Source organism: Paraburkholderia sp. JHI869, from assembly GCF_038900775.1.
Taxonomy (GTDB): domain Bacteria; phylum Pseudomonadota; class Gammaproteobacteria; order Burkholderiales; family Burkholderiaceae; genus Paraburkholderia.
Genome location: NZ_JAYMSC010000010.1, coordinates 1 through 12,958 on the forward strand (window position 1 = coordinate 1; position 12,958 = coordinate 12,958).

A 12,958-nucleotide genomic window follows, 5' to 3' on the forward strand; every position below is an offset into this window, starting at 1 on the left:
TTCCCATCCCGAACCGGACCGTGAAACAGCTCCACGCCGATGATAGTGCGGATTGCCCGTGTGAAAGTAGGTAATCGTCAGGCTCCTTATGCTGTAACGTCCAGAACCCCGGTGTCTCCGAAAGAGAGCCGGGGTTCTGGCGTTTGGGCGCGCGGAAAATTGAATGCTCGACGCGACGCAGGAAACAAAAAAGCCGTCCACGGGACGGCTTTTTACGTTAACCAGCGTCGACAAGCGCAGGCCTATTGCGCAGCCTTCTGCACAGTTGCAGTGACCGCGGCGTCTTTCGCCAAAGCAACATCCTCTGCGGCATCTGCAAGCTGCTCTTGAGTCAATTCTTCAAGCAGCGCCAGGTCACGCTCGATGACTTGCGGAAGATGCGCGCGCAAAAACTCCACCCACGTCTTCGTCTTCGCGTCGACGAATTTGCGCGACGGATAAAGCGCGTACACGTTCGTCTTCTGCAGCTTGTGCTGCGGCAGCACGCGCACGAGTGTACCGTTACGCAGTCCTTCTATTGCCGCGTAGACCGGCAGCATCCCAATCCCCATGCCTTCGCGTATCGCCACGGCTAGCGATTCCGCGATATTCACCTGCACCGGTCCGTCCACTTGCATCTCGACGCTACCCTCGGGCCCGTCGAGCGTCCACTCATGCGCCGGAAACGCCGGCGATTTGAGAATCAGACAGTCGTGATGCGAGAGATCGGCGGGCGTGCGTGGCGCACCATGCGTATGCACATACCCAGGCGACGCGCACAGAATGCTGTACGTCGAACCCAGCTGGTGCGAAACGAGATCGGAATTCGGCAGCGAAGACGCCGTGACCACGGAGACGTCGCTGCTGCCTTCGAAGAGATCCGGCATGCGCTGCGAAAGCGTCAGCTCGACGGTGACCTCGGGATGCAGCGCGCGATAGCGCGAAATTGCCGGCAGCACGTACTGCTGACCAATACTCGCAAAGCTATGCATGCGCAGCGCCCCGGCCGGGCGTTCGTGCGCGCAGCTCGCTTCTTCTTCCGCACTATCGACGTCCGCGAGAATCTGCGAGCAGCGCTTGAGATACCGCTCGCCAGCGGGCGTGAGCGCAAGCCGGCGCGTCGAGCGGTTGAGCAGACGGGTGCGCAAATGCGCTTCGAGTTCCGATACCGCGCGCGACATCGCGCCGGTAGTCGAATCCAGCGACTGAGCCGCGGCCGTGAAGCTGCCCGCTTCCACGACGCGGATAAACACCCGCATGTTTTGTAACGTATCCATCAGACCTTCTTGACCTTCTTGTTCGGTACAGAAACGATATTGTCCGCCTGTCGGGGCGCGTCATTGTTGAGTGATCTGGAACGGAGGTTCCCCGCGCGTCCCATTAATGCGGCGCAATGACGCTCCTACAATCGGCCCCTGTCTTCGAAACAGTTCGAGCGTTTGTCATGACCCGCCAGCCTGCGATACATCGAGCGATCGACTCGCGTCGGCGCGCGGAAATCATATGGCGCGCCGCCAGACGGGCGCTGCGCGACTGGCAGGCCACCGATGGCGCGATCTGGATTCATCTGCTGAAAACGGTCGCGGCCGGCTTGCTTGCCATGGGCATCTCGATGCTGCTGGACCTGCCGCAGCCGCGCATTGCGATGACGACGGTGTTCGTCCTCATGCAGCCGCTCTCCGGCATGGTGTTCGCCAAGAGCTTCTATCGCATCGTCGGCACGGCGGTGGGAATGGTCGCGGCGGTGGTGCTGGGCGCCGTGTTCGTCCAGCAGCCCGAGCTTTACATACTCGGGATGACGGGATGGGTGGCCGCCTGTACGGCTGCCGCCATGAGGAATCGCCATTTTCGCTGGTACGGTTTTGTGCTCGCCGGCTACACGGCAGCGCTGATCGGCATTCCGCTCGTGATGCAGCCCAACGGTCTCTTTCTCGCCGCACTTGGCCGCGGCGCCGAAGTGGCCGTGGGCATTCTCTGCTCGGGCATGGTCAGCGCGGTGATCGTGCCCCGGCAGTCAGGTTCGCTGCTCGATCGCACTTTGCGCGCTCGGTATCTTAATTTTACTGCGTTCGCTGCGGCGGTGTTGGCAGGACGGCTCGAAAGGGGCGCATTCGAAGGGCGATTCGCGAGCCTCGTCGACGATGTCGTTGGCTTCGAGGCCACGCGCGCTTTCTCGTTTTTCGAAGATCCGACGATGCGCTCGCGCAGCGGCCTGCTTTCGCGTCTGAATTCGGAATTCATGGATGCGTGCGCGCGGCTGCACGCGCTGCGTCAGTTGCTCAAAAGGCTGCATTGGAGCGACGCGGCGATCGCACCGCTCGCGCCATATTTTGCCGAGCTAGCTGCGCTGATCGAGCAACAGCCGCGTCGCAACGAAAGCGACCGGGCTTACGCGTCGCGGCTCGCCGATGGACTCGAAGCCTTCCAGCGCACGTTGCCGCGTCATGTGCGCGAGACGCGGCGGCCGCTCGAGCATGCGCTACCCGACGCGCTACCCGACTTCGACACCTCCGCCGAACTCATCTATCGCTTCACGACCGAGATCGTCCGCTACAGCCGCACGTGGGCATCGCTCATGGAGGCGCGTCCTGCGCAGGAGCCGCGCGCGGCGCGCTACGTGCCCCGCACGAGCTGGTACGTAGTGGCATTCACCTTCTTGCGCACCGCTGTCGTGGTGGCGGCCCTGGGCTGGTTCTGGGTCGAGACCGACTGGCCGAGCGGCGGGCTCGCGATGATCGCGGCCGCGCTCACGTGCGCGCTCACGTCGTCGGCGCCGAACGCGTCGCGCATGGCCGTACAGATGGCGGTCGGTGCGGGATTTGCCGCCGTGACGGGTTATCTCTTCACCTGCTACGTCTATCCCAATGTCGATGGGTTTCCCTTGCTCTGCGCGACGCTGGTTCCGGTACTCGCCATCGGCGCTTTTCTCGCCACGCGCTCGCGCATAGCGGGCTACGGCGTCGGCTTCTCGGTGTTCTTTTGCCTGCTGGCCGGCCCGGACAACGTGATCGTCTATACGCCGGATCTGCTGATCAACAACGGCATCGCCGTCGTCGCCGCGATGCTGGTCGCATCGCTCGCTTTCGCGGTGGTGTTTCCGCCGCACATGAACTGGCTCGTCGAGCGCATGTGCGTGTCGTTGCGTGGGCAAGTCGTGCTCGCTTGTCACGGAGAACTGGATGGCCTCGGGCAGCGCTTCCAGTCCGGTACGCACGATCTGATGCACCAGTTGAGGCTCTTGCTGAACGGGCGCCGCCAGGCGCACCGGCGCGCGCTGCGCTGGATGCTCGTGACGCTCGAAGTCGGGCACGCCGTGGTCGATCTGCGCAACGAGGCGCGCGCGGCGGCCTGGCTCGGCTTTCATGACGCGCGCTGGCCTGCGGCCCTCGCGCGTGTGCAGGAGGACATCGCGCATCTCTTCGAGAATCCGGACGGGATCGCGCTCGACCGTGCGCTCAGCGCCGTGCGCGCCGCAACCTGGATCGCCCAGGAATCGCTTGAGACCGTGCATCACGAGCGAGAAAGGCGGCACGAGGTGCAGCGGCTGCTGAGCCATCTGCATTTCATCCGCAGCGCGCTGCTCGATCGCGATGCGCCGCTCGGGCCGCTCGCACGCCGCGCACGCCGCACGTCTGCGCCTCGGGAATCGTTGGAAACACAATGAAAGCGGGCCCGCGCGATCTTGCTGCAGTCTGGAAATATGCCTTCCACCCCGCCTCCTTAATCAATACGACACCGAGTCATATAGTCACATCACTGCTTCGCAGTACCCCGTTAGCACTGGAGAGTCAAATGAAGTCCCTGAAGATCGCTGTTGTTGCCTGTTCGCTGTTTGCCGCCGCCGCTGCTCATGCGCAGAACGAAGCACCGGCAGCGAGCGTCCCTCAGCAGATCGCGCAGACCGCTGCCCCGCAAGCAAGCGCCCAACGCGAAAACGTAAAGCCGGCAAAGAAGGATGAATGCGTCGGCCCGGTCAGCTTCTGCAATATTTATTTCGGTAGCTGAGATCGAGAGCACGCCAGCCATGTGCAGGCGCACGCTGAAATCTTGTGCCGCGACGCCTTCATCCGGGCGCCGCGGCTTTGCGCATTGGGGCTTCAAGAGACGCTGCAACAGTGTTTTGTGAAACTCGCAGTGCACGACCGCCGATGCAAGACCTGAAAATAGGCACCAGGCGATCAGAGAGTTTGTGGAGACTTTGATGTACGAAGACCGTATTCGTTGTGCCGCCTTGCGCGGGAAAATCACTTCGGCTGCCGAGGCGGCCCAACTCGTGCGCAATGGCATGCGCGTTGGCGCGAGCGGCTTTACGCGCGCCGGCGACACGAAGGCCGTGCCGATCGAACTGGCGCGCCGCGCGCGCGAAGAGAAGGAGCCGCTGCGTATCACGCTGATGACGGGCGCCTCGCTCGGCCACGACGTGGACCGCATGCTGACCGAAGCGGGCGTGCTCGAGCGCCGACTGCCGTTCCAGGTGGACGGCACGCTGCGTAAGGCGATCAACCGCGGCGAAGTGATGTTCGTCGACCAGCATCTTTCGGAAACCGTGGAGATGCTGCGCGCGAACCTACTCGGCAAGCTCGATCTCGCGATCATCGAAGCCGCCGCAATCACTGAGACCGGTGCGATCGTGCCCACGACATCGGTCGGCAATTCGGCGAGCTTCGCGATTCTCGCGGAGAAGGTGATCGTCGAAATCAATCTCGCGCAGCCGCTCGCGCTCGAAGGCCTGCACGACGTGTGGATTCCTGGCCGCCGCCCGCATCGCGATCCGTTGCCGATCGTGCGCCCGCAGGACCGCGTGGGTACGAACGCCATCGAGATTCCGCCGGAGAAGATCGCCGCCATCGTCATCACGAACGAATCGGACAGCCCCTCGACCGTGCTGCCCGCCGACGAGGAAACCGCGCGCATTGCAGGTCACCTCATCGAGTTCCTGCAGCACGAAGTGAAGCACGGCCGCATGAGCGCGCAATTGCCGCCGCTGCAGGCCGGCATCGGCACGATCGCGAACGCGGTGCTTTCGGGCTTCGTGGATTCGCCGTTCGAAGCGCTTACGATGTACTCCGAAGTATTGCAGGACTCGACTTTTGACCTGATCGATTCCGGCAAGATGGTATTCGCCTCGGGCGCTTCGATGACGCTCTCCGCGCAGCGCCAGGCCCAGGTGCTCGCCGAACTCGACCGCTATCGCGACAAGCTCGTGCTGCGTCCGCAGGAAGTGAGCAATCATCCGGAAGTGATTCGGCGCCTGGGCTTGATCGCGCTGAACACCGCGCTCGAATGTGACATTTACGGCAATGTGAATTCCACGCACGTGGGCGGCACGCACATGATGAACGGCATTGGCGGCTCGGGCGATTTCGCGCGCAATGCGTCGTGCGCGATCTTCGCGACCAAGGCGATTGCGAAGGACGGCCGCATTTCCAGCATCGTGCCGATGGTCCCGCACGTCGATCACAACGAGCACGACGTGGACGTGATCGTGACCGAGCAGGGCCTCGCCGACTTGCGCGGTCTCGCGCCGCGCGAACGCGCCAACCTCGTGATCGAGCATTGCGCGCATCCGCTGTATCGCGACCTGCTGCGCGACTACTATCGCGACGCACTCAAGATTGGTGGCCAGACGCCCCACGATCTCGCACGCGCCTATGAAATGCATCTGCGCTTCAATCAAACAGGCTCGATGTTGCCTGAAGCGACGGGCGGACTCGCAGCGAACGCATAAGGCGCTCGCGATTCAGAAGCACACAAAATAAAACGGGAGCACCGGCAACGGTGCTCCCGTTTTTCATTGATAGCGCGAATTCGCTACGCTCGTCTGACGAGGCGAATGATGAAGAGCAGAATGACCGCGCCGACAATGGCGGTAATGATCGAGCTGATGATACCGGCGCCGATATGAATGCCGAGCACGCCGGCAAGCCACCCGCCGATGAACGCGCCGACAATGCCGACGATGATATCGACGAACAATCCGAAGCCGCCGCCCTTGACGAGGACGCCAGCGAGCCAGCCTGCGATTGCGCCGATGATGAGCCAGGCAATGATGCCGTGTTCCATATGAATAGACTCCCCTTGTTGGCGTGAACGAATCACGGTGAGTGGAGCTTAGTTCAAGGGCGACCAGGCGTCCATGAAACGCGGCCAGAATTGACAGTTCTTGAACACCGCCGCGAATAGTTTTAAAAAGCGCAATGAACTAGAAATGCATTCGTAAGGAATGCGAGCCGATGCAATGCGCCAATCCTCATTCGGGCGCGATTTCGGGTTCCGCGGCAGTCCAGCTCACGCTGGAGACGCCTTTCTCCATGCTCAGGCGGCTCGCCATGAGCTCGAGCTTCGGCTGGTACTTCGGATGCAGGCGCATCGTTGCCGTCACGCGCAGGCGCGGCGGATCGCCGGCCAGATCCTCGCTCGTGAGGCTTTGAAATGAAAGCGGCGTTGAGTACAAAGAATTTGAAAGCAACGTGCGGATATGGACTTCGTCTTCTTCGCGGCAAACCACGGTAAGCACGTAAGCGCGTACGAGATCCGCATTCGAAACGGGCGACGCGTTGATGATGCGGCTCACCTCGCGCAGCACGGTATTCGTGAGCAGCACGACGACGGTGCCGGCCACCGCCGGGCCGTAGTGGCCCGCGCCGCACAGCACCCCCACGGCCGCCGAACACCATAGCGTCGCCGCAGTATTGATGCCCTGAATCGAGCCCTTCTCGCGCATGATGACGCCGCCGCCGAGAAACCCCACGCCAGAAACGACATAAGCCGCGATTTGCGTTACGCCGGTCGATCCGTTGCCGGTCAGCACGCCGAGCGTCACGAATAAACACGCGCCGCTTGCCACGAGCGTGATCGTGCGCAGACCGGCCGTGCGTTGGCGAATCTGGCGTTCGAGGCCGATGGCGACGCCGCAGGCGAACGCCGCGAGAAGGCGCAGGGCGAATTCGAGAGTCATCGTTTTGTCATGAAAGCGCAGGGCTGCCGCATGCCATGCGGCTCTCGCGCAAGGCGTGACGGGTGCGGTCAAGGACACCCCGAGGGCTCGTGGATCATACGCGGGACGGGGCTTTGCGCCAAGCTGTCCGCGCTGTCATGTTCGAGTCAGGATCAGGCCACGGCTCATGGGCGAAACTAGTTTCATTCGTATCGAGATGGGAAGGCAGGTCGAATGAACGGGGGTTTCTGATGGATACGCTGCGCAATATGCGGGTCTTCGTGCGAGTGGTGGAGTCCGGCAGCTTCACGCGCGCTGCGGCGAGCGAAACGATGACGACGGCGCAGGTCTCGCGCGCGGTCACTGATCTGGAGTCGCGGCTGCGCACACGGCTGCTTAACCGGACCACGCGGCGCATGTCGCTGACCGAAGCGGGCGAGCGTTACTTCCAGAGCTGCAAGCGCATTCTCGCCGACATCGAGCAGGCCGAGGCCGAAGCCGCCGCCGCCCACGCGAACCCCGCGGGCAAGCTGCGCGTGTATGGCGGCACGAGTTTCGGACAGCACTATGTGATGCCGCTCATCGCGCGTTATCAGCAGCATTTGCCTGAGGTATCGGTCGATCTCACCATCGCGCAGCAGATGCCCGACATCATCGAGGAGGGCTTCGACGTCGCGGTCGTGGTGGCCGCCGAGCTCGAGGACTCCGCGCTGATCTCCCAGCAGCTGGGCAGCACCGCCGCCATTCTTTGCGCGTCGCCGGCGTATTTGCGCACGCGCGGCGAGCCACAATCGTTCGATGACCTCGAGGCGCATACCTGCCTGCATCTGACCGATGCGAGCCTCCCCGCCGGCCAATGGGTGTCCGAAGGGCCCTTGGGCGAGACCTTCCGGCATACGGGCGTGACGCCGTTCCAGGTGAACAACCCCGAAGCGCTCGCGCTCGCCATACGCGAGGGCATGGGCATCGGCCCGCTGCCGGTGCCGGTGGCGCTGCCCGGTCTCGCCGACGGCACGCTGGTTCGCGTGCTGCCCACGCACACGCTGCAAAAGCTCAACATCTACGCGCTGTACGCTTCGCGCCGCTATCTGGACGCGAAGATCCGCACCTTCGTCGAGTTCCTGCGTGAGAAAGTGCCGCTCGTTCTCGCCGAGCAGGAGGCCGCGCTCGCCACGTGCGTTGAACCGCCGCTTCGCGAGGTGGAGGCACACGCGGGTCCGCGGGGCACGCGAGCGCGTAGCGGCCGCGCCCGCACTCACAGCACGCACGACCTCGAGCGCCTGCGCCTTGTGAATTAAAGCGGTGAACTGAAGCAGTTAAAGAAGTCATCGCGAAGCGCGAGTCTGTTACGGCGCGTTTCGCGGCTGCGGATTTCACGCGCTTTGCGCCGCTACGGCGGCGATCTATCTGCGTTCTCGTGCGCTTTCATACGCCTCGCGTGTTGCCTGTCAATTTCGCCATATTGGCGCCAGCGAACCGCCACCGCCATTGCCTATGATGCGGCACCCGCTGGATGAATGCGTCCTCGTCTCAACCCCTCGCCTGAGTTGTCCGAAACACTGACATGTGGATTGTCAATCTCGCGCTGAAGCGACCGTACACGTTCATCGTGATGGCCATCCTGATCGTGCTGGCCACGCCGTTCGTGCTCATGTCGATGGCCACCGACGTGCTGCCGAACATCAACATTCCGGTCATCAGCATCATCTGGTCGTACACCGGCTTTTCCTCGAAGGACATGGCTGACCGCATCACCTCGGTCAACGAGCGCAGCCTCACGACCACGGTAAGCAACATTGAGCACATCGAGTCGCAATCGCTGCCGGGCATCGCCATCATCAAGCTGTTCCTGCAGCCGGGCGCGAGCCTGCAAACGGCGATCGCACAGGCCGTCGCATCGGAGCAGGCGCAGGTGAAGCAGATGCCGCCGGGCGCCACGCCGCCGCTCGTGATCAGCTATTCGGCCTCGAGTATTCCGGTGATCCAGCTCGGCCTCTCGAGCAAGTCGATGAGCGAGCAGGCGCTCGCCGACGTCGCGATGAACTTTCTGCGCCCGCAGCTCATTACGATTCCCGGCGCGCAAGTGCCTTACCCATATGGCGGCAAGACGCGCGTGATCTCCGTGGATCTCGACACGCGCGCGCTCATATCGAAGGGCCTCACGCCCGCCGATATCGTCAACGCCGTCAACGCGCAGAACCTCATATTGCCGACGGGCACGGCCAAGCTCGGGCAAACCGAATATCGTGTGGACACCAATGCATCGCCCGATACGCTTGCCGGGCTGAACCGCATTCCCGTGCAGACAGTGAACGGCGCGACCACCTATCTCGGCGACGTGGCGCATGTGCGCGACGGCTTCACGCCGCAGACCAATGTCGTGCGCCAGGACGGCCAGCGCGGCGTACTGATGTCGATCTTGAAGAGCGGCGATGCTTCGACGCTGCAGGTGGTGGGTGCGCTCAAAGACCTGTTGCCCAAGGCGCGCGACACGCTGCCCGCCGACCTCGTCGTGAAGCCGCTCTTCGACCAGTCCGTATTCGTTTCCGCAGCCGTGCAGGGTGTGGTGCGCGAAGCGCTCATCGCGGCCGCGCTCACAGCAGCAATGATCCTGCTCTTTCTCGGCAACTGGCGCAGCACGCTCATCATCGCCGTGTCGATACCCTTGTCGATTCTCTCGTCGATCATCGCGCTCTATGCGCTTGGCGAGACCATCAACATCATGACGCTCGGCGGCCTCGCGCTCGCTGTCGGCATTCTGGTTGATGACGCAACGGTCACGATCGAGAACATCGAACGGCACCTGCATCTGGGCGCGAAACTGCACGACGGCATTCTCGAAGGCGCCGGCGAAATCGCGGTGCCCGCGCTCGTCTCGACGCTATGCATCTGTATCGTGTTCGTGCCGATGTTCTTCCTCACCGGCGTGGCGCGCTTTCTGTTCGTGCCGCTCGCGGAAGCCGTGGTGTTCGCGATGATCGCGTCGTATATCCTCTCGCGCACGCTGGTGCCGACGCTTGCGATGCTGCTCTTCGAGGGCCACGATCCCACCGCGCACGCGCAGCGCGCACAAAGCTCGCTCTTCTCGCGCATCCACTGGCGCTTCAATCATGCGTTCGAGCGCGTGCGCGCCAACTACATCGCGCTGTTGAGCCTGCTGCTTTCGCGCCGCAAGCTCTTCGGCGGCAGCTTCCTCGCGTTTTGCCTGCTTTCGCTCGTCCTCGTGTTTTTCCTTGGCCGCGACTTCTTTCCTTCGGTCGATGCGGGCAACATCCGCCTTCACATGCGCGCGCCAACGGGCTTTCGCATCGAGGAAACCGCGCGCCTGGCCGACCAGGTGGAGCAGGTGGTTCGCGAGGTCGTGCCGCCCGACCAACTCGAAACGATCGTCGACAACCTCGGACTGCCCTATAGCGGTATCAATCTCTCGTACAGCAATGCGGGGACGATGGGCACGCTCGACGGCGAAATTCAGATCGCGCTGAAGCCCGATCACGATCCCTCGCGCATTTACATCGATAAGCTGCGTGCGTTGCTTCCGCAACGTTTTCCGGGCGTCGAGTTCTTCTTCCAGCCCGCGGACATCATCACGCAGATTCTCAACTTCGGTCAGCCCGCGGCGATCGACGTGCAGGTGGTGGGCGCGAATCTGAACCAGGACATGGCGCTGGCGAGCACGCTGCTCAAGCAGGTGCGGCAACTGCCGGGCGCAGTCGACGCGCACATCGAGCAGCGCAACGACGAGCCCGCGCTCACGCTCGCGATGGACCGCTCGCGCATGCAGCAGTTGAACCTGAGCCCGCAGAACGTAGCGCAGGACGTGCTGATCGCGCTCTCGGGCAGTACGCAGACGTCGCCTGCGTTTTGGGTGAGCCCGCAAAACGGCGTGGAATATCCGCTCACGGTGCAAACACCGCAGTATCGCGAAACCTCGATGAACGAGCTGATGGGCACGCCCGTCTCCGCACACAGCACGAACCCCAATGCGCCGCTGCAACTGGTGAGCAATCTCGTGCAGCTCAGGCCACATGACGGGCCCGCCATCATCACGCACTACAACATCCGTCCCGTGATCGACCTGCTCGTGAGTGTGGAGGGCAGCGACCTGGGTTCTGTGGGCGTGAACATCAACGACATCATCCGGCATGTGCAGGCGCACGCGCCGCGCGGCACGACTATCACCATGCGCGGGCAGATTGGCACGATGCGTTCGTCGTATGTGGGTCTCGGCGTCGGTATTGCGATGGCGGTGGTGCTCGTGTATCTGCTGATCGTCGTGAACTTCCAGTCGTGGGCCGATCCGCTCATCATCGTCAGCGCGTTGCCGGCAGCGCTCGCGGGCATTGCGTGGATGCTGTTCATCACCGGCACGCATCTCAGCGTGCCGGCGCTCACCGGCGCGATCATGACCGTGGGCGTAGCGACCGCGAACAGTATTCTCGTGGTTTCGTTCGCGCGTCAGCGTCTCTCCGCTGGCGCGACGCCGCTCGCCGCTGCGCTCGAAGCGGGCGCTACCCGCATACGTCCCGTGCTGATGACGGCGTTCGCCATGATGATCGGCATGGTGCCGATGGCGCTCGGCCTTGGCGAAGGCGCGGAGCAGAATGCGCCGCTCGGGCGCGCGGTGATCGGCGGCCTGCTGTTCGCTACGGTCTCCACGCTATTGTTCGTACCCCTGATGTTTGCGACCGTGCATACGCGGCTCGCCCAACGCGCCGCCGCGAAACGCGAGCGCGAGGCGCATCGCCGTGTCGCGCGAGGCGATACCCGTTAAGTCACTATGGCCGAAGACATGAACGAACCTCACCACCATTCATCTCTCGACATCACCGTGGGCGGCGAGCAGGGCATGGACCTGCCGGCGCGCGGCCAGGCGGGCAAGCGCGCACGCTTCGCGGTGATCGTGGTCGCGCTGCTGCTCGCGGCGGGCGCCACGCGCACGATCGTCGCGAACCTCATGAACGCCCACCATCTCGCGGAAGTCACGAAGCAAAACGCGAAGCAGTACGTAAGCGTCGTGCAGCCCAAGGCGGCGGGCGCGGACGGCCGCATCGTGCTGCCGGGCACATTGCGCGGCTACGTCGAAGCACCGATCTACTCGCGCGCGAACGGCTACGTGCGGCGCTGGTACGCCGATATCGGCGCGCACGTGCAGCAAGGTCAGTTGCTCGCGGAGATCGACACGCCCGAGATCGACCAGGAACTCGCGCAGGCGCAGGCACAGCGCGAACAGTCCGCCTCGACGCTCGCGCTCGCGAAGACCTCGTTCGATCGCGCACAGCAATTGCGCCAGCGCGATGCGGTCTCGCAGCAAGAGCTCGACGACCGCCAGGGCGCATTCAACACGGACCAGGCGAATCTCGCCGCCGCCGACGCGAACGTGCGCCGCCTCACGGAGATGAAGTCGTTCCAGCGCATCGTCGCGCCGATCACGGGCATCATCACGCAGCGCAACGTCGATATCGGCGACCTCGTGAATGCGGGCAACGGCGGCGCGGGGCATGCGCTCTTTTCGATTGCGCAGGCCGATCCGCTGCGCCTCTATCTCGACGTGCCGCAGACTTACGCGCAGCAAGTGGCGGTTGGCCAGCACGTGAGCGTGACCGAGCAGGAGCTGCCGGGCGTGACGTTCGACGGCACCGTTACGCGCACGGCGCAGGCCATCAACGTGGCCACGCGCACGCTGCAGGCCGAAATCTCGCTGCCCAATCACGACGGCAAGCTGCTGCCCGGCGCATACGTGCAGGCCGCATTGCAGACCGATGCGAAGGGCTTGCTGACGGTGCCCGGCAACACGCTGCTGTTCCGCTCGGAAGGCCCGCGTCTTGCAGTCGTCGACGCGGATGGCAAGGTCAAACTCAAGCCCGTGGAAATCGCGCAGGATCTTGGGCAGACGCTCGAAATCAGCCGCGGGATCGAGCCGACCGACCGCGTCGTGCTCAACCCGAGCGATTCGATAGCGGATGGCGACAGCGTCGTCGTGGTTGCGCCGAACAAGACCGAAGCGGCGCGCGAAGCCGCCAAGCGGAGCGCGACGTGACC

General features: G+C 63.5%; 9 protein-coding genes. 6 read left to right on the top strand and 3 right to left on the bottom strand.

Annotation, left to right across the window (positions count from 1 at the left end):
- Positions 1-242 precede the first annotated feature (242 nt).
- Positions 243-1,256 (bottom strand): LysR family transcriptional regulator, encoded by a 1,014-nt coding sequence (locus tag VSR72_RS18140; protein WP_342953735.1) that lies wholly within the window; start codon positions 1,254-1,256, stop codon positions 243-245.
- A gap of 167 nt (positions 1,257-1,423) precedes the next feature.
- Here VSR72_RS18140 and VSR72_RS18145 point away from each other — a divergent pair, with 167 nt between their 5' ends.
- The 3 genes from VSR72_RS18145 to VSR72_RS18155 all read left to right on the top strand — a co-directional run bounded on the left by VSR72_RS18145 (position 1,424) and on the right by VSR72_RS18155 (position 5,707).
- Positions 1,424-3,643 carry an FUSC family protein gene (locus tag VSR72_RS18145; protein ID WP_342953736.1) on the top strand — a complete coding sequence of 740 codons (2,220 nt, stop codon included), beginning with the start codon at positions 1,424-1,426 and terminating at the stop codon, positions 3,641-3,643.
- A gap of 128 nt (positions 3,644-3,771) precedes the next feature.
- On the top strand, positions 3,772-3,984 hold the full coding sequence (locus VSR72_RS18150; RefSeq protein WP_342953737.1) for a hypothetical protein: 213 nt from the start codon (positions 3,772-3,774) through the stop codon (positions 3,982-3,984).
- 196 nt (positions 3,985-4,180) lie between these two features.
- Positions 4,181-5,707 carry an acetyl-CoA hydrolase/transferase family protein gene (locus VSR72_RS18155; RefSeq protein WP_342953738.1) on the top strand — a complete coding sequence of 509 codons (1,527 nt, stop codon included), beginning with the start codon at positions 4,181-4,183 and terminating at the stop codon, positions 5,705-5,707.
- 83 nt (positions 5,708-5,790) lie between these two features.
- Here the strand turns inward: VSR72_RS18155 and VSR72_RS18160 are convergent, their stop codons facing one another.
- Together VSR72_RS18160 and VSR72_RS18165 are read right to left on the bottom strand one after the other, a co-directional pair.
- The gene (locus VSR72_RS18160) at positions 5,791-6,042 is read right to left on the bottom strand and encodes a GlsB/YeaQ/YmgE family stress response membrane protein (RefSeq protein ID WP_158759429.1); all 252 of its coding nucleotides are present in this window, start codon (positions 6,040-6,042) and stop codon (positions 5,791-5,793) included.
- A gap of 187 nt (positions 6,043-6,229) precedes the next feature.
- A complete protein-coding gene (locus tag VSR72_RS18165; protein WP_342953739.1) occupies positions 6,230-6,937 on the bottom strand; it encodes an MgtC/SapB family protein in 708 nt (235 codons plus the stop codon).
- 230 nt (positions 6,938-7,167) lie between these two features.
- Between VSR72_RS18165 and VSR72_RS18170 the strand changes: the two genes are divergently transcribed.
- The 3 genes from VSR72_RS18170 to VSR72_RS18180 all read left to right on the top strand — a co-directional run bounded on the left by VSR72_RS18170 (position 7,168) and on the right by VSR72_RS18180 (position 12,956).
- The gene (locus tag VSR72_RS18170) at positions 7,168-8,214 is read left to right on the top strand and encodes a LysR family transcriptional regulator (RefSeq protein WP_342953740.1); all 1,047 of its coding nucleotides are present in this window, start codon (positions 7,168-7,170) and stop codon (positions 8,212-8,214) included.
- Between the two features lie 266 nt (positions 8,215-8,480).
- Positions 8,481-11,690 (top strand): efflux RND transporter permease subunit, encoded by a 3,210-nt coding sequence (locus VSR72_RS18175; protein ID WP_342953741.1) that lies wholly within the window; start codon positions 8,481-8,483, stop codon positions 11,688-11,690.
- A gap of 18 nt (positions 11,691-11,708) precedes the next feature.
- Positions 11,709-12,956, top strand: a complete 1,248-nt coding sequence (locus tag VSR72_RS18180) for an efflux RND transporter periplasmic adaptor subunit (protein WP_342953742.1) — start codon at positions 11,709-11,711, stop codon at positions 12,954-12,956.
- Positions 12,957-12,958 lie beyond the last annotated feature (2 nt).

Bases quoted from the DNA above. Each gene is read 5' to 3' on its own strand.
- VSR72_RS18180 (WP_342953742.1), top strand. From the start codon at position 11,709: ATGAACGAACCTCACCACCATTCATCTCTCGACATCACCGTGGGCGGC.
- VSR72_RS18165 (WP_342953739.1), bottom strand. From the start codon at position 6,937: ATGACTCTCGAATTCGCCCTGCGCCTTCTCGCGGCGTTCGCCTGCGGC.
- VSR72_RS18145 (WP_342953736.1), top strand. From the start codon at position 1,424: ATGACCCGCCAGCCTGCGATACATCGAGCGATCGACTCGCGTCGGCGC.
- VSR72_RS18140 (WP_342953735.1), bottom strand. From the start codon at position 1,256: ATGGATACGTTACAAAACATGCGGGTGTTTATCCGCGTCGTGGAAGCG.
- VSR72_RS18150 (WP_342953737.1), top strand. From the start codon at position 3,772: ATGAAGTCCCTGAAGATCGCTGTTGTTGCCTGTTCGCTGTTTGCCGCC.
- VSR72_RS18170 (WP_342953740.1), top strand. From the start codon at position 7,168: ATGGATACGCTGCGCAATATGCGGGTCTTCGTGCGAGTGGTGGAGTCC.
- VSR72_RS18175 (WP_342953741.1), top strand. From the start codon at position 8,481: ATGTGGATTGTCAATCTCGCGCTGAAGCGACCGTACACGTTCATCGTG.
- VSR72_RS18155 (WP_342953738.1), top strand. From the start codon at position 4,181: ATGTACGAAGACCGTATTCGTTGTGCCGCCTTGCGCGGGAAAATCACT.
- VSR72_RS18160 (WP_158759429.1), bottom strand. From the start codon at position 6,042: ATGGAACACGGCATCATTGCCTGGCTCATCATCGGCGCAATCGCAGGC.